The organism is Sphingobacteriaceae bacterium GW460-11-11-14-LB5, assembly GCA_002151545.1.
GTDB lineage: Bacteria > Bacteroidota > Bacteroidia > Sphingobacteriales > Sphingobacteriaceae > Pedobacter.
Genome location: CP021237.1, coordinates 1,523,734 through 1,544,618 on the forward strand (window position 1 = coordinate 1,523,734; position 20,885 = coordinate 1,544,618).

Sequence of the window (20,885 nt, forward strand, 5' to 3'; positions counted from 1 at the left end):
AAAATCTGGTAAAAATGGTAAATAGCGACCAACGGGCTCAGGCAAAGGATTTTTTGTACGAACTAAATAACACCAGACATGAATATGGTTTTTCGGCAAACGAAGAATGGACATTTGACTTGGTAACGAATGGTCAGAAGAAAGACCTGGAGGATAAATATTATCCCGTATTATCACTAAACATTGCACCTGAAAATATGGTGGATATGCTTGATCTTTTACAAGAGAAGCTTGGAAAGGCCGTTGATCATATCAAAGACAGTCTAAGCGTCAAAAAAAGCTTAAAAGAGCCAGCCCATTTATTAGCTTATTGTACAGGTAGATTAAAGTAATGGTTACATTTAAAAATAAGAAAGTTCTTAAATTAAGCTTTAAGAACTTTCTTATCTAGATTTAATTGTTTACTTAGCAGTAGCGCCCTGGTTTATAAAAAGCTTTCTGCTTTGTGTGTAAAGAACCAGTACATTGATGAAAAGCTTAAAACAATCCCAGTCAAATACAAAAAGCACCTGCCAGTGTTAATACTTTTCTAAAATGAAAAATAAATTTCTAGTCAGATATATACTGACAAATAAAATCAAGAAATACTGATTTTATTTTTTTGCTGGCTTAAATAAGCCGCGATTTGATTTAACATAATACTTCTTGTTGCCCGTACTGCAGATTTTAAAACTTCAGAACTTACGCCTAAGCGGTTTGCCCAATAATTTCGGTCTGTTTCTTCGGATAATAAGATGATTTCTTCTTTAAGGCTCGGGGTTTGGGTGAGATTTTTCATAATTGGGATGATTAATTCAGTTAGTAACACGCACAAGCTCGATTTGGTTCTATAAAAATAGATTTTTTTATTTGAAATAACAAGCTGTATAACAGCTGTTTAAAATTTTATCTTAATTTTTTTATTTATAACAAAACAGAGGAATGATTCTATCTGGTGTCGTTAATTCGTTTTAGTAGTCATCAAAATTGCCTGAACAAATTGATAATTGTTCAAAAAAATGAATTTATGTATTTTTAATTATACGTAAATTGACTATAATTGTCCATTATTTATAAAAAAAAAATACTCTGTAATGGGCGATATGAGGAAGGGTGAGGTTACTCAGATTGATTTTGAATACGGACATGGGATCATTATTGATGAAAATGGCCAGGATATTCACTTTCAGTTAGATAACGTATCTGGTCAAATTAATATTAATTCGAAAGTAATTTTTGAAATAGAATTAGGCGAGCATGGCCTAGCAGCTGTTAAAGTTAAGTTAGCAATGGCAGAAATCAGGGCTTAATTACTTCGCAATAAATTTATACGATATCATTAATCATTTGATATAGGTAGACTGAAATAAAATGTAGAACCTTCCCCAAATTTACTTTCTACCCAAATTTTTCCTTCATGCCTTTCTATTACTTCGGCACAAATGTACAGGCCTACTCCAAATCCTGCAATTGTTTTAGTGTCAGGACTCTCTACGCGATAAAAACGGTCAAAAAGTCTGGGGATATCATTTTCTTTAATGCCTATGCCTTCATCTTCCACACTAACAATTACATAACCTTTTTGTATTTCGCACTTTATGGCAATTAAAGATTCTTTTTTTGAGTATTTCGCTGCATTGCCAATCAGGTTATTGATCACATTGCCAATTTTTTCCATATCCGCATATACAATCATTTCTTCTGAGCCAATCACCTGGATAAAATGGCTGGGTAAAACAGTTCTATTTTCCTCAGCGATGGTTTTAATTAAATCAACAAGGTTAAAATTTGTCTTGTTTAATAAAATTTTGCCCGATTCTAATAAGGATACATTTAAAAAACCATCAATCATTAACGACATCCGCTTTAACTGAACATTTACCTTATCCAGTATCTGAATGGTAAAATCGTTATCGGTCTCTTTAAACTTATATTGTAAAAGTTGTATGTATGCGCTTAAGGATGTTAAGGGTGTTTTAAGCTCATGACTTACCATACCGATAAAGTCGTTTTTCCTAATTTCATCCTGTTTATGTTCTGTAATATCCAAAACGGCCCCGGCAATATAAACGGCTTTTCCTTCTTCATTGTAATAAGCTTTTCCCGCCGTTCTTAACCATTTGCTTTTTGCGCTTATGCCGTTCAGGTTAATTTGGTATTCGACATTAAAAGCACTCCGGAGATGTAATGCACGTCTGATACTGCTGGTAAGATGCCCGATGTCTTCCAGACTGATCAATGATTTGGCTTCTTCTATGCCCAGCCTGTTACTTTCCAGTTCATAAATTTGTTGCGCCCTTTCGGATAAAAGCACCTGTTTACTTTCCAGATCGATATTCCACGAACCCATTTCCGATGCATCCATAGCTATTTTTAGGATGTCTTTAGCTTTAAGTAGTTCTTTTTTGAAATTTACCTGCTCGGTAATATCCTTAATAATGACTAAAATCCGGGTTACTTCATTTTTGTCGTTTTTTAAGGGTTCATAAAATGCGATGAAATAGCCGTCAGAAACCGGTGTAGAAAGCTTTAATTCATTAAGCGTTAAAGGTTGTCCGTTTTTAAAAATATCTTTTACACGCTCTACAAGTGCCTGCTGTTTTTCGAGTTCTGGTCGTGCCTCTTCCTGCGGAATCCCGATTACTTCTTTTCTGCTTTTATTCCAAAGTTTTAAGATGTTATCGTTTGCATACTCTGTAATAAGCGACGGACCTTTTAATACACACATGCCCAAAGGGGCCTGTTCAAAAAATCCCCTAAAACGGGCTTCGCTTTCAGAAAGTTCGAATAAGATATGCTCAAGGTCGTTTTCATCTAATGGAATTTCCCTTAATGAACAAATGATGTATTCAACCGGACGATCGTTTTGTAATACCGGCGAAAATTCCAATTCCCATTTTACGTTTGGCGAATTAGAATAAATGGGATGAATAACCAGCGTGTGCTTTTCTTTAAGGTCGCTCACTTTCTGAACGGTTTTAACCAGGACTACCTTTTCATTATCAGACAGGAGGTTTGGGATAATGTTAATATCATAGAATTTTAATTTGCCACCCACACGCGCTATTAAAGCCTGGTAAGCATCATTATGTTCTACCACCACCAATATCGGTTTTACTTTAAAAATGATTATCGGGTTTTTAGAATGTTTTAACAGTGCTTTTAAGAATGGAGAGGCTAAATCTATCATAAATTTAAGTTGACACTTTCCCAAATATAATCGTTAGGCAGTTAATCGCCAACCGAATTCTAAAGATGGCATAATATTTATCATACAAAAAGGTATAACTTGTAAGTGGATTTCCTTTTTAATTGTTTGTAAGTTGCTGTATTTCAATGTTTAGTGATCTTATGCGATGTGTCTGGTCTGCTAAGCATAAAACATTTCAGACAGATAGGTGTTATAAAAAAAGGTAGATATTATTTCGTTTGTTGTTCAATAAATATTAGTAGCAGTTACACAATAGATAAAGATCATGAATCCCGAATACGACTATAATACCCAAGATAAGTGGTTGCCATTTAATGGTTTTTCGCCATTAATTACCGTTTTTAGATCATTTCATGATTTGACCCCGGACATGGAATTTATCATCAACAACGAAACTTTTCCGGTTACTTTTAAAAAAAACAAATTTATTTCTTCCCCGTTGCACCACGATAAATATGTGTACCTCATCCTTAACGGGATTACCAGGGGGTATATGAAAGATGAGGATAAAGAAATTACCACCTGGATTGCGAAAGAAAATGAATTGGTAGGAAATGTATGTAATGTTTGGAATAATAATGAAGCCATTGACGGGTATGTACAGGCTTTAGAAGACGTTGTGGCCATTGCCATTCCACATACCATGTCGAAACAACTATACTTAAATTACCACATAGCCAACTATATCGGCCGAAAAGTAACACAGCTTCACTATTTACAAGCTTGCGAAAGGGCGCTCATTTCGAGGTTACAATCCGCAGAAAAAAGGTATATCCGTTTTATTAAATCCTATCCAGAACTGGTAGATCGGGTTCCACTTAAATATATTGCCTCATTCTTATGTATGCGCCTGGAAACATTAAGCCGTGTACGATCGAAATTGGCTTTGGTGTAAGAAAATTTAAAGCCTGTAAAGATGATTAAGTTTTAAAAACCGTCTTGATATTTTTATGCAATCGATTTTATTTTATGTTAGATCAATATCAAAAAATTGTAAAGTTTAAAGCATAAAATGAAAAGCGAAAAGATGAATTAGGGCTTTACTTGGTGATTATGACTGATTTGTAAGACAATCTTAAGCTTTATTTTGTTAAAAATGGTGTCTTTTTAAGCAGAAAAAAAGTTTTTATACATTTTTTAAGAAAATTATTTATTTGGTAATCAGTATGTTACATTGTGTTTTTGAATTAAATATTCGATTTAAGCGATTTAACATTTCTCACTTACATTTTTTTAAAAATTTATATATATTTGTTCTTACCCTTTCGAGGGTATGTTTTTCATAGGTAGATGTAGGGTCAGAACAATGTTCTGGCCCTTTTTTGTTTTAATGGATTTAGAAAAACTATTTTTGTGTTATGATAAAAAAGAAAGTGATTGTTGCGGTTACTGGTGCAAGTGGTTCTATTTATGCAAAGGTTTTATTTGACCAGTTGTTAAAATTAAAAGATCAGATGGAGGCGGTTGGTGTAGTGATGAGCGATAATGCAAAAGCGGTTTGGCAATTCGAACTGGGGAACCAGGATTATAACCTTTTTAAAGACTTTACCTTTTATAACAAAAACGATTTTAATGCTCCTTTTGCCTCAGGATCGGCAAAATACGATACCATGATTATCATTCCCTGTTCTATGGGTACTTTGGGTAGGGTGGCACACGGCATATCGAACGATTTGATTTCGAGGGCTGCAGATGTGGTGTTAAAAGAACGGAGGAAATTAATAGCTGTAGTAAGAGATACCCCATTTAGCTTAATCCATATCAATAACATGAAAGCAGTAACTGAAGCGGGTGGAATCATTTGCCCCGCCAATCCATCTTTTTACAGTTTGCCTCAAACGATAGAAGAAGTTGCCGGAACGGTAATTAGCAGGGTGTTAGATCTGGCAGGTTTCGAACAGGAAAGTTACCGGTGGCAGGAGAAGTAATTTTCAGTTCGCAACGTTCAGTTTGCAATTCGAATTAACTGAAGGCTGAAAATTGCCAATTGTATTGTTATTTTACTGTAATTTGTCAGTTCTCAAAACTCAAAACCAACAACTCCGAACAAATTTCCTATCTTTGCAGCCTCAATGAAAAAGGTCGCATTTTATACATTAGGTTGTAAACTCAATTTCTCTGAAACATCCACCATCGGTCGTTTATTTACCGATGCAGGTTATGCCGTAGTAGAATTTCAGGACCAGGCCGATGTTTATGTAATCAATACCTGTTCTGTTACAGAGCATGCTGATAAAAAATGCCGTAAAGTTGTTAAGGAAGCTTTAAAATATTCTCCTAATGCTTTTGTAACCATTGTGGGCTGTTATGCGCAGCTAAAACCACAGGAAATTGCCGAAATAGAAGGCGTTGATATGGTTTTGGGTGCTGCAGAAAAATTCAGGATAGTAGAATATATTACCGATCTAACCAAGCAGCCGAAAACCCTTATCCATCAACAAAATATAGAGAAAGTAAATCATAATTTTATTGCCTCTTATTCAATTGGCGATAGAACACGTACTTTTTTGAAAGTGCAGGATGGTTGCGATTATCCTTGTACCTACTGTACCATTCCTTTAGCACGCGGTGCTAGCCGTAGCGATACCATCGAAAATGTGGTTAACCGTGCAAAAATGATTGCAGAAGGTGGTGTAAAGGAAATTGTTTTGACCGGTGTAAATCTTGGCGATTTCGGCATTAGAAATGGCCAGCGTGAAGATAAATTTTTCGACCTGGTTAAAGCTTTAGATGAGGTAGAAGGAATTGAAAGAATCCGTATTTCGTCTATTGAACCAAATCTTTTGAGCAATGAGATCATTCAGTTTGTATCTACTTCAAAAAGGTTTGTCCCGCATTTCCATATTCCCCTGCAATCGGGTTCTGATAAAATTTTGGGTTTAATGCGCCGTCGTTATCGTAGCGATTTGTATGTGGAGCGTGTTGCCAAAATTAAGGAGGTAATGCCGCATTGTTGTATTGGCGTAGATGTAATTGTTGGCTTCCCTGGTGAAACGAAAGAAGATTTCCTGGATACCTATCAGTTCTTAAATCAGCTTGATATTTCTTATCTGCACGTATTTACTTACTCGGAGCGCGAATTAACTGCTGCAGCCGAAATGAAAGGTGTTGTGGCTGGCAGCGAGCGTAATGAGCGCAGTAAAATGCTTCATATTTTATCTGATAAAAAACGCAGGGCTTTCTACGAATCTCAAATGGGTACTGAAGCTGAAGTGCTTTTCGAAGCGGATCAGAAATCGGGTTACATGCATGGTTTTACCAAAAACTATGTAAAAGTACGCGCCAAATACGATCCGGTAATGGTAAATGAATTGAAAGCGGTTAAGCTTTTAGAAATGACTGCCGATGGAGAAGTGGAAGTAGCTGAGCTGGAAACTGTTCACACACATCATTAGTTTAGTCCTTAGTCGGAAGTCCTCAGTCCGAAGTCTATAATACCATTGTCTGTCCATCCTGAGCGGAGTTGAAAGATCTTTGATGATGTAAGATGGGAAATGTAAGATGGATGATGGAATCGATATTACTTCTTCAAAATTTTCCCTAAGAACCACTGTAATAAGTTAAATAAACCTGTATTCTATGGTTTATGCAAATAAAAAGTTTTTTTTCTGAGAAGCATTACTTTAGATTTATGCAGCAGGCTCCAGGAGGTATGGCGTACCTCTTTTAACAGCAGCAAAAGCTCTGCTCAGTAGCTTATTTTTTATCACATTCAGTACACACATAGCGTTTTTTCCCTCAGCTTTTTTTCGATCATAGTATCGTTTGAATTCGTTATCTTTTTTTATCGTGTTTAGCGCACACATGGTCAGTAACGCCTTTAGTTTTTTATTGGCGAGGTTGCTTACCCGGTTTCTCCCTCGTATACTCGTCCCCGAGCTATGTGGAAATGGGACTATTCCACAATAGCTCGCAAACTTTCTGTAGTCTGAAAATGCAGCGAAGGCTTCAGTATGGATCAGGATAAACATAGCCGTCTGCTTTCCGATCCCATGCACGCTCTGCACAAGGCTGAACTGTTCGTTTAGTTCCTGGTCCTCTGTTATTAAGGCTGCCAACTCGATATCTACCTTTTTTATCCGTTCGGCGTAAAGGGCAAGCATTTCCTGGCTATCGGCTATGCAATAGCCAGCGTTCTCCCTATCAAATCCTTTAAGCTCTGAGCAAGTGCATTTAAAAGAGGTCTGGTGTCTTACCAACTGTTCGCGGTGTGCCAGCAGGTGTTTGAGTTTTGAGCTTGTTGCCGAAGGAAGGAGGTAAGGACGGGCTTTGTGCTGATTTGAAAAAGCATAGCTTGCGATTGCCTGTGCGTCAGCCTTATCAGATTTCCCCCGTTTAAGTCCAATGGAACGCTTAATGTGCAGCCCGTTTTCAACCCATATAGATAAATCATTTGCATGCATAAAGTTGGTTATGGGGCAGATATAAATACCTGTATGCTCGCAACAGAAAAGAACCTTCTTAGGCGCGATACCATGTATGGAAAGCCATTCCAGCATTAGGCCAAAGCCATCATAGCTGTTCTTAAAAACATGGTGAAGGGGCTTGTCGAAACAGGCCTGTGTAACAACAGCAACATCGATGGTTGATTTGGAAATATCTATTCCAACAAATAGTTCATAATTCATAACTTTACGGTTAAGTGAAATGGAAATCCTAAAGTTGAATAAAACTGAATCCCTTAATAGTCCGCTAGACTAAAATTCTATATGGTTCTTGTTCAACTAAAAAGCAGAGGTCTGTTACAGGTTCTAGATCGTAAGTCTGGATCGCAGCATAGTTCACCTCTGCTTTTAAGGTTTCCTTTGTCAAATTTAATTCTTTGATAATCTTTCTCAAACCTAAGGGATCGGAGCGGGCACGCAGTAAAGCGGAGCGCAGGACTGTACTAACCGATCACAACAGAACCTTTCTTTTCAAAAAAAAACAAAGAGATTTACATACTTTTTCTAGCTATTAATGATCGAGTTTGGTCTTTCCGCTTTGTGCATGAAGCCTTTCTCCTTTAGTCTTTAAGCTTTCCTCTTTAATCTTTCAGCTTTGGTCTTTCTTTCCTATCTTCGCAACAAATTATTTGTATGTTTCCTACCGTTTCACATTTCTTAGAATATTTATTCGGCATTAATTTACCGCTTCCGTTTAATACTTTTGGTGTTTTTGTAGCGCTGGCCTTTGTTGCTGGCTACTGGGCTTTTACCAAAGAACTTAAGCGTAAAGAAGCGTTAGGCATACTCCATCCCATTAAAAAAACAATTGTGGTGGGTAAACCTGCTACCACATCTGAACTGATCATGAATGGTCTTTTCGGCTTCGTTATTGGTTATAAACTGGTTTATGCCTTGTTAAACTATAAACTTTTTGTTAATGATGCACAGTCGATTTTAATGTCGACCAAAGGAAATATCATTGGTGGTTTGTTCTTTGCCGGTTTGTTTGCTTACTGGGATTATACCGAAAAGAATAAACACAAGCTGGATAAGCCAAAAGAAACACAGGTAACCATCCATCCATACCAAACGATGAGTAATCTGATTGTTTGGGCAGCCATCTGGGGTTTTTTAGGCGCTAAATTTTTCGATAATTTAGAGTATTGGGATGATTTTGTTCAACATCCTATCGAGCGGTTATTGTCATTTAGCGGTTTAACTTTTTATGGTGGTTTAATTTGTGGTGGTGCGGCTGTATTAATTATTGCCAAAAGAAACGGCATTAAACCGCTGCATATGCTTGACGTAGGCGGGCCTGGAATGATGCTGGCTTATGCTGTGGGCCGTATTGGTTGCCACTTAGCTGGAGATGGCGACTGGGGTATTGTCAATAATAATCCAAAACCATTTTCCTGGTTACCAGATTGGTTGTGGTCGTACAAATACCCGAATAACGTGGTAGGAGAAGGTATTCCAATTCCTGGTTGTACCGGTAAGTTTTGTAACGAATTGGCGCAGGGTGTATATCCAACACCGATTTACGAAGTCATTATCTGTTTAATCCTTTTTGCCTTTTTGTGGAAGATCAGGGATAAAATAAAAGCACCGGGTTTAATGTTTGGTATTTACATGATCTTAAACGGTTTGGAGCGTTTCTGCATCGAATTAATTCGTGTAAACTCAAAATATCATGTTTTTGGTCTGTCTTTTACCCAGGCAGAAATGATTTCTACTTTTCTTGTTGTTGGCGGTATTGCACTAAGTGCTTATGCCTTAAGGAACAAGAATCAACTGGCTTAAAATTTTTATAAGTTCATTTATCATCCGATAAACGCCTCGTTTTATTGTTAAATAGCTATGAATTACGAATTACTGTGTACAAAGGTGATATCGATTGTAAGGCTTACCGGAAATTTTATCCGTAAAGAAGCGATGCAGTTCGATGTTCAAAAAATAGAATATAAAGGATTAAATGATATGGTTTCTTATGTTGATAAAACAGCAGAGCAGAAACTGGTTCAAAATCTCGAAAAATTAATTCCCGATGCAGGTTTTATAACCGAAGAGAAAACGATTAACCGCACAGGTAAAACCTATACGTGGATCATTGACCCCTTGGATGGTACCACCAATTTTATCCATGGCATTCCGGCTTACGGCATTAGCGTAGCGCTTTATGAAGATGGACTGCCCGTTATTGGCGTGGTTTACGAATTAAACAGGGGAGAAATGTTTTATTCGTATAAAGGCGGACCTGCGCTTATGAATAAGAAAGAAATTAAAGTTTCCGCTAATCCTGATCTGAAATCGAGTTTGTTGGCCACAGGCTTCCCATATTATCAGTTTGATAAACAACCTCAGTACTTAAAATTACTGACGGAGATGATGCAGAAAAGCCATGGGGTACGTAGAATTGGTGCAGCGGCAATAGATTTGGTATATACGGCCTGCGGGCGTTTCGATGCTTTTTTTGAATACAATCTACAACAATGGGATTTTGCAGCTGGATGTTTTATTGTGCAGCAGGCAGGAGGAGAGGTATACGATTTCGCTGGTGGAAATGATTACTTTGAAAAAAGGGAGATCTTGGCTACCAATGGTAAACTAACTACTGAAATGTTAACTGCGATTAAACGGTATTTTAATTAATGCCGTCACCCTGAATTTATTTCAGGGTCTTTCGTTGAAAATGAGGTTGTATCATAAAGGAGATTTCGCCTCAGGATGAAAAATCTATATTTATGATATGACGCAACAAAAAAAGGTCCCGATTCTCATCGGGACCTTTTCACTATATATACTATGAAAAATGCACAATTTTAAAGCGCTTCAGAAACCACTTCTGTAACTTCAGGTACCATTCTCTGCAATAAGTTTTGGATACCTGATTTAAGCGTTATTGTAGAAGACGGACAACCACTGCAAGAGCCACGTAGCTCTACGGTAACCACACCTTCATCAAAAGATTTGTATGTAATTGCACCACCATCCTGCTCAACAGCCGGACGTACATAATCGTGTAGAATCTGCTGAATTTTAATTTCAGTTTCAGTACCCTCAAAAGCAGGTGCTTCTTCGGTAGTTGCTTCTTTAATTTTTAATTCAGATTCTACAGCTCCCTTAACAAATTCTTTTAAAATAGCTTCAATATCAGCCCATTCTGCATCATCTGTTTTGGTGATGGTCACAAAATTGCTGGCGAAAAAAACGCCAGAAACAAAGTTGAACTTAAATAACTCTTTGGCAAAAGGCGAATGCTCTGCACTCTCTTTAGTTGCAAAATCCTCACTGCCGTTTATTAACAGCTTGTTTACCATGAATTTCATGGTCGCCGGATTTGGAGTCTGTTCTGTATATACGTTAATCGTCATGTCTTAATCAATTTGAATAAACAAAATTAACAATTACTCACTAATAAAACCTTGGTTAGCTGTCTGCTTAACGTCAATTTAATTTGACTAGAAAACGCCGGTGTAATTAAAAGGTGTAATGGTTCTCAATTGTACTTTAACAGCTTCTGAAACGGCTAAACCTTCAATAAATTCGGCAATACTTGCTGCATTGATTTTTGAATTTGTTCTGGTTAATTCTTTTAAGGCTTCGTAAGGGTTAGGGTAGTTCTCTCTTCTTAAAACCGTTTGAATCGCTTCGGCCACAACCGCCCAGTTCTCGTCTAAATCGGCATGTAAAGCAGCTTCATTTAATAAAATTTTGTTTAATCCGCGTAGCGTAGAGTTAATGGCAATTAAGGTATGTCCGAAAGGAACACCTACGTTTCTTAACACAGTAGAGTCGGTTAAGTCTCTCTGTAAACGTGAGATTGGTAATTTAGCGGCGAAAAACTCGAATAAAGCATTGGCAATTCCGGCATTTCCTTCAGCGTTTTCAAAATCGATTGGGTTAACCTTGTGTGGCATAGCCGATGAACCAATTTCTCCTGCTTTGATTTTCTGTTTGAAATAGTTTTTAGAAATATAAGTCCAGATATCTCGGTCTAAATCTATAATAATGTTATTGATACGTTTTAAGGCATCACATTGCGCTGCAAACTGATCGTAATGTTCAATTTGAGTCGTATGCTGTGCACGTGTCAGACCTAAAGTCTCGTTAACAAACTGGTTTGAAAAATTAACCCAGTTAACCTCAGGGTAAGCAATATGGTGTGCATTGAAGTTGCCGGTAGCGCCACCAAATTTTGCACTATTCGGAATGTTTTTTAAACTTTCTACCTGAATAGCCAAACGCTCAGCAAAAACCAAAAACTCTTTACCCAACTTGGTAGGAGAGGCTGGCTGTCCATGTGTGTGTGCCAACATCGGAATATCCTTCCACTCGATAGCCAGGGCATTTATTTTTTCGATTAAAGTGTTAATTGCCGGATAATAGCTGTCGTTCAATGCCAGTTTTATTGAATATGGGATGGCCGTGTTATTAATATCCTGAGAGGTTAAGCCAAAGTGGATAAACTCTTTATAATTTTGAAGTGATAAGGCGTCGAATTTACTTTTGATAAAATATTCAACAGCTTTAACATCATGATTGGTTACCTTTTCAGTTTCTTTAATTTCTAAAGCGTCAACTTCTGAGAAATTTTCGTGGATTTTGCGTAATTCAGCATAAAGATTTCGGTCAAAATTTTCTAAGCCAGGCAAGTTGATTTCGCAAAGTGCGATAAAATATTCGATTTCTACAAAAACACGGTATTTGATTAAAGCTTCTTCAGAAAAGTAAGCAGCTAAACTTTCGGTTGTTTTTCTGTAACGACCATCAACTGGTGAAATAGCTTGTAGTGATGTTAAATTCATTATGCGGATTATATTTTTGCCGCAAATTTACTACAATTGATGGATTTTAAGGTCTTGATTGCTAGAAATTAATATAAATAAAAAAGACCTTAGTATTTCTAAGGCCTTTTTTCGGTAACCGATAAACTATTTTTTAGTTGTATCAGTTGCTGTAGTGTCTTTAACGGTTGTGTCTTTTACTGTGGTATCTTTTACTGTGGTATCAACAACTGAAGTATCAACGGCAGATGAATCACCACCTTCAGCTTTTTTTTCTGAGTTACAGGCAACAACAGATAGGGAAAGTGCTAAAGCTAAAAAGCCAAATTTAAATGCATTTTTCATTTTTTTTCTTAATTTGTTTGGTTTTGAAAAGTTAATTAATGCTAATTTATATAAAATACTTAAAAATTAACCCGTTTATCCTAAATAAAAAAGCTCACGATTTGAAATCGTGAGCTTTTTTATAAAAAATTGTGAAATAAATTAGTGTTTTACTTCTTCAGTAGTAGTAGTCGCTTTTACAGTAGTATCTTTTACTGTAGAATCTTTTACCGTAGTATCAACAGCAGTTGTGTCAGTAATAATAGTTGAAGAATCTGTAACTGTTGTATCAGCGCCATCAGCTTTTTTACCTGATTCGCCACAAGCAGCAACTGTTAAAGATAAAGCAAGGGCTAAAAAGCCTAATTTGAATGCATTTTTCATTTTGATCTTAGTTTTAGGGTTAAATCTACTGTTAATACCTAAAATGTTAAAAGGTAACCCTTTTAATTTTGATAAAATAAAAAAGCCTCCCTGATTTACATCGGGAGGCTCTTCTTATAAGTAAGTTAGACTAGTGTTTAACTTCAGTTTTTTCTGTAGTAGTTTTTACAGTAGTATCTTTTACTGTAGAATCTTTAACTGTAGTATCTTTTGCAGTAGTATCAGTAACGATAGTTGAAGAATCTGTAGCTGTTGTATCAGTACCTTCAGCTTTTTTTTCTGAGTTACAAGCAACAACTGATAAAGATAAAGCTAAAGCTAAAAAGCCTAATTTGAATGCATTTTTCATTTTTGAGTATTTTTTAAGTAATTAATTAATTTATCCTTAATACCGGTAACCCGAAAAGGTAACCCAAAAAAATAAAAAAAAATAAAAAAGGCTCCTGATGCTAGATCAGGAGCCTTTTTTTATAAGTAAAGTTAGACTAGTGTTTAACTTCTTCTGTAGTTGTAGTAGTTTTTACAGTAGTATCTTTTACTGTAGAATCTTTAACTGTAGTATCTTTTGCAGTAGTATCAGTAACGATAGTAGAAGAATCAGTTAAAGTTGTATCAGCACCTTCAGCTTTTTTTTCTGAGTTACAAGCAACAACTGATAAAGATAAAGCTAAAGCTAAAAAGCCTAATTTGAATGCATTTTTCATTTTTGAATTTTTTTAAGTAATTAATTTCTTATTAATGCCGCAAAGGTAAAAAGGTAACCCGATAATTTACAAAAAAGTTAAAATATTTTTTTTTGGCATATTGGGTTACCGTTTGCTTTAAGTTTGTATTAAGCAATTATAGTAGCTATAAATATTTTTTTGTCTAATATTGGGTTACTATTTATAGAAAAATGTATTAACTAGTGAATAACAGTTTAAAGAGTTCAGTTCCAACAGATAGAGAGGTTATTTTAGGTATTCTAAATAACTCAGAAGATACACTTAACAAGTTATACAAGGCTTATTATGCGATGGTTTTGCAGTTTATCCTGAATAATAACGGTGATGAAGATGATGCAAAGGACGTTTACCAGGAAGGCATAATCATTTTGTATAACAAAATTAAGGCAGGTAATTTTGAGCTCAGCAGCAAACTGAAAACTTATATTTATTCAGTTTGCAGGCGTATCTGGCTAAAGAAACTTAGCCTAAACAGTAAAAAAACCGGTAGTATTACCGATTATGAAGATGTATTTGCTGTTGAGGAAGATGTAGAACACCACGAAGAGAAAGATGCTGCTTTTGTAAAAATGCAATCCGCACTCGATCACCTGGGCGAACCTTGTAAAACCATTATTCAGGATTTTTATATCCACAATTTATCCATGCAGGATATCTGCGAAAAGTTCGGCTATACCAATACCGATAATGCAAAAACGCAGAAATATAAATGCCTGCAAAGGTTAAAGAAAATATTTTTTCAACCATAATTTGAAATGAGAAACGATTTGGAGTTAGATGCAATTATTGAAGATTATCTTTTAGGTAAACTTAATGCACAGGAAACTGAAGCTTTTGAACAGTTACGTCGTAATGATGCCACAGTAGATCATAAAGTAGTTTCACATAAGTTCTTTTTAGAATCTATGGGGATATTTGCTGAGCAGTTACGCTTAAAAGAGCAGTTGAATCATATTCATGCCGAAATTGATGTGGAAAGTTTGGCTTCAACACTTAGGCCTCACCCTTCACGTGTGGTTCAATTATGGCGGAAACATAAATCTGCAATTGCAGTTGCCGCATCTTTCGTGGTGCTCTCTCTGGTTTCTATTTACTCTATCCAGCATAATACGCAACAGGCTGAGCGCTACAGACAGTTAAGTAATCAGGTAAATAATGCCATTAAAACACAAAATAGCTTAATCAGAAAAATTAAGCATAATAATACCACTTCTGATAAGCCAAATGCACAGAATAGTTTTGGCGGTACTGGTTTTGCCATTTCTACAAATGGTTACATCTTAACCAACCTGCATATTATCAATGGTGCTGATTCTTTATATGTGCAAAACAGTAAAGGAGAATCGTTTAAAGTAAAATCGGTTTATACAGATCCTCAAAACGATATCGCCATTCTTAAAATAAACGATAAACACTTCAGTAACTTATCTTCTATTCCTTACACCATTAAAAGGAATACAAGTAACATAGGCGAAATTGTATATACCTTAGGTTATCCAAAAGATGATGCTGTACTTGGAGAGGGTTATGTGAGTTCTAAAAATGGTTTTATTGGAGATACCACTCAGTATCAGGTAGCCATTTCAGTTAATCCTGGAAATAGCGGCGGCCCTGTTTTAGATAATAACGGAAATTTGGTTGGTATTATTAGTGGTAAGCCAGATCAGACCGAAGGTGCAGCCTTTGCCATTAAATCAAAATATATTTTAGAAGCGATGAGGGCTATTCCTCAGGATTCATTAGGTGTAAATAAACTTTCTGCCAGCAAAAAAAGCTTGCTGTCTGGTTTAAAACGAACCAAACAGATTGAAAAAATACAAGATTATGTATTTATGATAAAAGCATACTAAATGTAATACCCCAAACAAATTAATATTCTTAAACCCTGGAGATTGCTTCTTCAGGGTTTTTTGTTGGAATTGTAATTTGGAGGTCTTAAATTAATATTAAGTCTATGTATTTACTATACTATTGTTTAGATTTGTTTTAGTCAAATTTAAATTTAATAATATCATGAGTATAAGATTAGGCGATACCGCACCGAATTTCCAGGCCAACACATCCATTGGTGAAATAGATTTTTACGATTATTTAGGCGATAGCTGGGGCGTATTGTTTTCGCACCCTGCCGATTATACCCCTGTTTGTACAACAGAACTGGGTAGAACTGCAGCTTTAAAAGGTGAGTTTGAAAAAAGAAAGGTTAAAGTTCTGGCACTAAGTGTTGATTCTGCTGAGTCGCATAAAGGTTGGATTAACGATATCAACGAAACGCAGCATACATCTGTAGAATTTCCAATTATTGCCGATCCAGATAAAACAGTGGCAAATTTATACGATATGATCCACCCAAACGCTTCCGAAACGTTAACCGTTCGGTCATTGTTCGTAATCAGTCCTGATAAAAAGGTGAAGTTAACCATTACTTATCCGGCATCAACCGGCAGAAATTTTAATGAAGTATTACGGGTAATTGATTCTTTACAGCTTACGGCAAATTATAGTGTTGCTACACCGGCCGACTGGAAAGATGGTGAAGATGTAATTGTGGTAAACAGCATTAAAACTGAAGATATTCCGGCTAAATTTCCTAAAGGACATCAGGTAATCAAACCGTATTTACGTACCACACCTCAGCCAAATAAGTAATCCAAAGAAAGTTTAAGTAGAAACGCAACATTCTTGTTGAATGGCCCGAAATGGCTTGCATTATATTCGTAAATTATTATATTTGGTAGTTTTGTTTCAATATTAACGCTTAAACTGGTTGTTTTATTCATATTAATACGCAATTGGTTAAATGAAATGCTGATCAAGGCGTAAAATGTTTATTTATTTTATACAATTTTTATTTTTTTATGGCAACCGGAAAAGTTAAATGGTTTAACACTCAAAAAGGCTTTGGATTTATTGTGCAAGAAGACAATAAAGACTTATTTGTACATTTTAAAGATGTTTTAGGTGGAATCGAAAGCTTGAAAGAAAACGACACAGTAGAATTTGAAGTAGCTGAAGGCAGAAAAGGTTTACAAGCAGTAAACGTTAAGAAAGTTTAAGTAATAATATCATAATTATTTCTTCATCCCTACAAAAAGCCTTTCAGTTGAGAGGCTTTTTGTATTAAATGGTTCATCACCCTGAATTTATTTCAGGGGCTGCTTATAAAGATGCTGAAACAAGTTCAGCATGACGTAAAGCAAACTATGAATGATTATTGAACTCCTTAATAGTATTGAATAATCGACGCTTTGATCACAATGTTCTCACCATTGGCGACTTTGGTGAAAATTAAAAACTGATCCTGATCTGCTTTAATTTTATATTTCTTAACCAGATCTTCAGGCTTTGCCGGATAACTCCGTACAATTACATTTCCTTTTAAATTACCTTGTTTCTTAAGAGCTGTGGTCGTGAGAACAGCTTCAATTTTAAAAATCCTGCCAGGGAAATCTTCATTTACAATTTCCGAACTAAAAAGCTGTGTTTGAGGATGTAATTTTGAGAGATCGTAGGTACTGCCAATTAAATTAAAAGCACCTGATTTTAGTAAAGCAGCATCTGGTTCGTACAGGCAATTGCCAATGTTTAAATTATCTGTAAACTGCACTGAACCATTTGAAGCAGATTTATAAAAGGAAAAATCTTTTTCAATGCCGTTATTTATAGTTACAGCGATAATTTTCGTGTCGTCATTGTAATCTTTATCTATGATCCATAAAAGTTCTTTACACTCATTTTTTACACTGACAATATGGATCTCACTTACCTGTTTCAATTCTGATAATCCCGCAGAAATATCAAGTAATGGAGCAGTTTTGATCATTATCCTTGAAGATTTTTCTAATAAGGCATCCAGGTTGCTTGCAATATCTGGTGTACAGTCTTTTAGCATGAAAACTTTGCCTTTTTCGGCTCTTCGGGCAGGATCTACATAAATGGTATCAAATGATGTATCACTGGTCTGGATATAAGCAATTCCATCTTCTGCTTTAAATTCGATATTTGTGGCTTGTAAAGCCTGAGCATTGTGTTGTGCGATTGTGGAGAGTTCGGGATTGATTTCGCAATGCGTAACCGCTTTTATCTGTTTTGCAAAGTAATAACTGTCTATTCCAAAGCCTCCGGTTATATCTATTAAAGTATTGCCTTTGGCAAGTTTAGATTTGTATTGAGCAGTAATTTCAGAAGAAGTTTGTTCGATGGATAGTACTGGGGGATAATAAATATCTTCCGCATTAAACCAGGTTGGCAATTTCTTTTCCGATTTTCTTTTTGCGGTAATCTGGGTGGCCAGTTCGGCTGCCGTAATGCCTTCGAACGGACTTTTTGCTAAAGCAATCTGATTTACATCTGCATTCAAATGTGCATTGATATAATCTTGTACAGCTTTAGCTAAAAGTTTATTATTCATGTGTTAATCGGTTATTTCAAAAGAGATCGTCATTTCGACTGTAGTGCAACGAAATGGAGAAATCTATTTAGATAGGTTTCTCCACTGCGGTCGAAATGACGAACACATTTAATGCTCACAATGACCAATTCTATGCGGATTTATTTTTCATTACCATCTGACAGGTATGGCGGCTCTTCACTTCTAATAAGATATCTTTATCCACTGTTACACGGTCTATCGTTTGTTGGTTATAATAACGGATGGTTACCAGCTCCAGGCCCTTATTATATTTTACGGTAAATTCTTCAGACAGGTCTTTGATCAGTTTTTCAATCTGAGTAGGATGATCATCAACGCTGACCGAAAAGCTGATCGCAGAATTGAGCATGGTGTTGATTTTGATCTTGTGCGTATGGAAAAGTTCAAAAATATTGCTCAGATTTTCTTCGATAATAAAAGAATAATCCTTTGGGAAAATAGAAATCAAGGCCTGATTTACCTTAAAGATAAAAGAGGGGATAGGCAATGGGTTATTTTCTTTGGTAATTGCTGTTCCTGACCCTTCCGGCTGGATAAATGACCTTACAAAAAGTGGAATGCCTTTATTTTGAAGCGGTTTTATAGTTTTTGGGTGTATTACCGTTGCACCATAATAGGTAAGCTCTATTGCATCGTGGTACGATAACTGGGCAATTTTCTCTGTTTCATCAAACCATTTTGGGTCTGCATTTAATACACCGGGAACATCCTTCCAGATGGTTAGTGCAGCAGCATTTAAACAGGAGGCAAATATAGCTGCTGAGTAATCAGAACCTTCCCGACCTAAAGTTGTTGTGTAGTTTTCGCTGGTACCACCAATAAAGCCTTGTGTTACAATAATGTTGTCGTTTAAAAGCGGCAATAAATCTCTTTGTATCATCTGATTGGTTTTGGCCCAATCTACTTTTCCTTCGCGGTAGCTATTATCCGTTTGGATATAATTCCTGGCATCAGCCCAAAGGGTTTTATTGCCGGTTTCGTTTAACCAGGCGGCAACAATTTTCGTAGAAACCACTTCACCGATAGATACAATCTGATCATAAATATAATCTTCATTGTTATCCGGTTCATCTTCAATCAACCAGTCAATTTCAACAAATGTGTTAGCTACATCATCATAAACCGGATTGGCTTTGCCTTGAAACAGTTCATCAATAATGTTGAAATGGAAATGTTTAATCTCATCAAAAATTGCATGCGCTTCATTATTTTGTGATAAGAATGCCTGCGTTAACTTTTCCAGTTTATCAGTGACCTTACCCATCGCCGAAATTACAATCAGTAGGTTTCCTTTTTTGTAATCGCGGACAATATTGGCCACATTTTTCACTCCATCTGCATCTTTTACCGAGGCACCACCAAACTTAAAAATATCCATATTAAAATGCCTTGATTTGTTCTTTAGAGAAAGCCGCGTTTAACCAGCCACTTTCTAAATGTGCTTTATATTTGTTGTAAAAATTAATTGCAGGTTCATTCCAGTCTAACACTTGCCAAACCATGCCACTGTAATTACCGTTTTTGGCTTCTTCTATTACTTTTTCAAATAATACCTTGCCCAGGCCTTTTCCCCTAAATTCTTCGGTTACAATAAAATCTTCGAGGTATAATCTGCATCCCTTCCAGGTCGAGTAACGCGTGTAATATAATGCAAAGCCCACTACCGTATCATTTATTTCAGCTACGTAAGCTTTCCAAACCGGATTTTCGCCAAAACCAGCATCGATAAAATGATCCAAACTAACCGTTACTTCTTCCGGGGCACGCTCATAAACGGCCAGCTCATTAATTAACTCTAATATTCTCGGACAGTCTTCAGCGGTTGCAAACCTGATGTTAAAATCCATATTAATTGGTTGTAACGTCGTTTTTGAAATGTTTAATTACCCTTTTGCCGAAAATACTGCTACCAATACGCACCATTGTACTTCCTTCTTCTATGGCGATTTTATAATCTGCGCTCATTCCGGTAGATATTTCTTTAAAAGCATCATCTTTACGGAAGAAACTCACTTTAATGCCGTCAAAAAATACTTTCAGTTCGTGAAACTCGGTCGTAATCTGCTTTTCGTTCCTGGTATTGGTGGCAATTCCCATTAATCCTACAATACGGATATTTTTTAATTCAGCAAGCTCTTCGGCACGTAACAGTTCGATCACTTCATCAAAACCAAGTCCGAATTTAGTGTCTTCATCAGCGATGTAAACCTGTAATAAACAATCAATTACGCGTTTATTTTTGGCGGCTTGTTTGTTGATTTCCTGTAGCAATTTCAAACTGTCTACGCCGTGGATAAGTTGGACAAATGGGGCAATGTATTTTACCTTATTGCTTTGTAAATGGCCAATAAGGTGCCATTCGATATCATGAGGGAGTTGCGCCTGTTTATCAACCATTTCTTGTACATGGTTTTCTCCAAAAATGCGCTGTCCGGCATTGTATGCTTCTAAAATTGATTCTACTGGTTGTGTTTTGGAAACTGCAATGAGTTTAACCCCGTCTGCTTCAACTTCGCTTTTATATTGTTTAAGATTATCAGCTATGCTCATTTATAACTATTTTTGGTAAAATTAATAACCTTGCCGCAATTTGGGCAAAAAATAATATTTAAATTAAGC

At 36.2% G+C, this 20,885-nt stretch carries 24 protein-coding genes; 11 read left to right on the top strand and 13 right to left on the bottom strand.

What is annotated here, in order from left to right; all coding sequences use genetic code 11:
• Positions 1-14: 14 nt before the first annotated feature.
• A complete protein-coding gene (locus tag CA265_06170; GenBank protein ARS39279.1) occupies positions 15-332 on the top strand; it encodes a hypothetical protein in 318 nt (105 codons plus the stop codon).
• Between the two features lie 245 nt (positions 333-577).
• On the opposite strand, the gene CA265_06175 is transcribed toward CA265_06170, so the two are convergent.
• A complete protein-coding gene (locus tag CA265_06175) occupies positions 578-778 on the bottom strand; it encodes a hypothetical protein (GenBank protein ID ARS39280.1) in 201 nt (66 codons plus the stop codon).
• Between the two features lie 295 nt (positions 779-1,073).
• On the opposite strand from CA265_06175, the gene CA265_06180 reads away from it, so the two are divergent.
• Entirely contained in the window at positions 1,074-1,289 is a 216-nt protein-coding gene (locus CA265_06180; GenBank protein ARS39281.1) for a hypothetical protein, read from the top strand.
• 29 nt (positions 1,290-1,318) lie between these two features.
• On the opposite strand, the gene CA265_06185 is transcribed toward CA265_06180, so the two are convergent.
• Positions 1,319-3,169: a hypothetical protein gene (locus CA265_06185; GenBank protein ARS39282.1), complete on the bottom strand. Its 1,851-nt coding sequence runs from the start codon at positions 3,167-3,169 to the stop codon at positions 1,319-1,321.
• Between the two features lie 286 nt (positions 3,170-3,455).
• Here CA265_06185 and CA265_06190 point away from each other — a divergent pair, with 286 nt between their 5' ends.
• The 3 genes from CA265_06190 (at position 3,456) to CA265_06200 (ending at position 6,585) form a co-directional block, all read left to right on the top strand.
• Entirely contained in the window at positions 3,456-4,085 is a 630-nt protein-coding gene (locus tag CA265_06190; protein ARS39283.1) for a Crp/Fnr family transcriptional regulator, read from the top strand.
• Positions 4,086-4,548: 463 nt separating this feature from the next.
• The gene (locus CA265_06195) at positions 4,549-5,118 is read left to right on the top strand and encodes a 3-octaprenyl-4-hydroxybenzoate carboxy-lyase (GenBank protein ID ARS39284.1); all 570 of its coding nucleotides are present in this window, start codon (positions 4,549-4,551) and stop codon (positions 5,116-5,118) included.
• A gap of 144 nt (positions 5,119-5,262) precedes the next feature.
• Positions 5,263-6,585 carry a tRNA (N(6)-L-threonylcarbamoyladenosine(37)-C(2))-methylthiotransferase MtaB gene (locus tag CA265_06200; protein ARS39285.1) on the top strand — a complete coding sequence of 441 codons (1,323 nt, stop codon included), beginning with the start codon at positions 5,263-5,265 and terminating at the stop codon, positions 6,583-6,585.
• 234 nt (positions 6,586-6,819) lie between these two features.
• On the opposite strand, the gene CA265_06205 is transcribed toward CA265_06200, so the two are convergent.
• Positions 6,820-7,818, bottom strand: a complete 999-nt coding sequence (locus tag CA265_06205; protein ARS39286.1) for a hypothetical protein — start codon at positions 7,816-7,818, stop codon at positions 6,820-6,822.
• Positions 7,819-8,268: 450 nt separating this feature from the next.
• On the opposite strand from CA265_06205, the gene CA265_06210 reads away from it, so the two are divergent.
• Complete coding sequence (locus CA265_06210; GenBank protein ARS39287.1) at positions 8,269-9,417, top strand: diacylglyceryl transferase; 1,149 nt, start codon at positions 8,269-8,271, stop codon at positions 9,415-9,417.
• A gap of 57 nt (positions 9,418-9,474) precedes the next feature.
• Positions 9,475-10,266, top strand: coding sequence for an inositol monophosphatase (locus CA265_06215; protein ID ARS39288.1), 792 nt, complete (start codon positions 9,475-9,477; stop codon positions 10,264-10,266).
• A gap of 170 nt (positions 10,267-10,436) precedes the next feature.
• On the opposite strand, the gene CA265_06220 is transcribed toward CA265_06215, so the two are convergent.
• The 6 genes from CA265_06220 to CA265_06245 form a co-directional block, all read right to left on the bottom strand.
• Complete coding sequence (locus CA265_06220; protein ARS39289.1) at positions 10,437-10,988, bottom strand: NifU family protein; 552 nt, start codon at positions 10,986-10,988, stop codon at positions 10,437-10,439.
• 87 nt (positions 10,989-11,075) lie between these two features.
• A complete protein-coding gene (locus CA265_06225) occupies positions 11,076-12,422 on the bottom strand; it encodes an adenylosuccinate lyase (protein ARS39290.1) in 1,347 nt (448 codons plus the stop codon).
• Between the two features lie 126 nt (positions 12,423-12,548).
• Entirely contained in the window at positions 12,549-12,746 is a 198-nt protein-coding gene (locus CA265_06230) for a hypothetical protein (GenBank protein ID ARS39291.1), read from the bottom strand.
• A 141-nt stretch (positions 12,747-12,887) separates the two neighbouring features.
• Entirely contained in the window at positions 12,888-13,109 is a 222-nt protein-coding gene (locus CA265_06235; protein ID ARS39292.1) for a hypothetical protein, read from the bottom strand.
• A gap of 130 nt (positions 13,110-13,239) precedes the next feature.
• Positions 13,240-13,458, bottom strand: a complete 219-nt coding sequence (locus CA265_06240) for a hypothetical protein (GenBank protein ARS39293.1) — start codon at positions 13,456-13,458, stop codon at positions 13,240-13,242.
• A gap of 136 nt (positions 13,459-13,594) precedes the next feature.
• Positions 13,595-13,813 carry a hypothetical protein gene (locus CA265_06245; GenBank protein ARS39294.1) on the bottom strand — a complete coding sequence of 73 codons (219 nt, stop codon included), beginning with the start codon at positions 13,811-13,813 and terminating at the stop codon, positions 13,595-13,597.
• Between the two features lie 203 nt (positions 13,814-14,016).
• Here CA265_06245 and CA265_06250 point away from each other — a divergent pair, with 203 nt between their 5' ends.
• The 4 genes from CA265_06250 (at position 14,017) to CA265_06265 (ending at position 16,890) form a co-directional block, all read left to right on the top strand.
• Positions 14,017-14,583, top strand: a complete 567-nt coding sequence (locus CA265_06250; GenBank protein ID ARS39295.1) for an RNA polymerase subunit sigma-70 — start codon at positions 14,017-14,019, stop codon at positions 14,581-14,583.
• Positions 14,584-14,589: 6 nt separating this feature from the next.
• Positions 14,590-15,684, top strand: a complete 1,095-nt coding sequence (locus CA265_06255; GenBank protein ID ARS39296.1) for a serine protease — start codon at positions 14,590-14,592, stop codon at positions 15,682-15,684.
• A gap of 163 nt (positions 15,685-15,847) precedes the next feature.
• Positions 15,848-16,483: a peroxidase gene (locus tag CA265_06260; GenBank protein ID ARS39297.1), complete on the top strand. Its 636-nt coding sequence runs from the start codon at positions 15,848-15,850 to the stop codon at positions 16,481-16,483.
• Positions 16,484-16,692: 209 nt separating this feature from the next.
• The gene (locus CA265_06265) at positions 16,693-16,890 is read left to right on the top strand and encodes a cold-shock protein (GenBank protein ARS39298.1); all 198 of its coding nucleotides are present in this window, start codon (positions 16,693-16,695) and stop codon (positions 16,888-16,890) included.
• Positions 16,891-17,057: 167 nt separating this feature from the next.
• On the opposite strand, the gene CA265_06270 is transcribed toward CA265_06265, so the two are convergent.
• The 4 genes from CA265_06270 to CA265_06285 form a co-directional block, all read right to left on the bottom strand.
• Positions 17,058-18,245: a hypothetical protein gene (locus CA265_06270; GenBank protein ID ARS39299.1), complete on the bottom strand. Its 1,188-nt coding sequence runs from the start codon at positions 18,243-18,245 to the stop codon at positions 17,058-17,060.
• A 130-nt stretch (positions 18,246-18,375) separates the two neighbouring features.
• Positions 18,376-19,644 (bottom strand): aspartate kinase, encoded by a 1,269-nt coding sequence (locus CA265_06275; protein ARS39300.1) that lies wholly within the window; start codon positions 19,642-19,644, stop codon positions 18,376-18,378.
• A 1-nt stretch (position 19,645) separates the two neighbouring features.
• Complete coding sequence (locus CA265_06280) at positions 19,646-20,113, bottom strand: GNAT family N-acetyltransferase (GenBank protein ARS39301.1); 468 nt, start codon at positions 20,111-20,113, stop codon at positions 19,646-19,648.
• A 1-nt stretch (position 20,114) separates the two neighbouring features.
• Entirely contained in the window at positions 20,115-20,816 is a 702-nt protein-coding gene (locus tag CA265_06285) for a YggS family pyridoxal phosphate enzyme (protein ID ARS39302.1), read from the bottom strand.
• Positions 20,817-20,885: the final 69 nt, after the last annotated feature.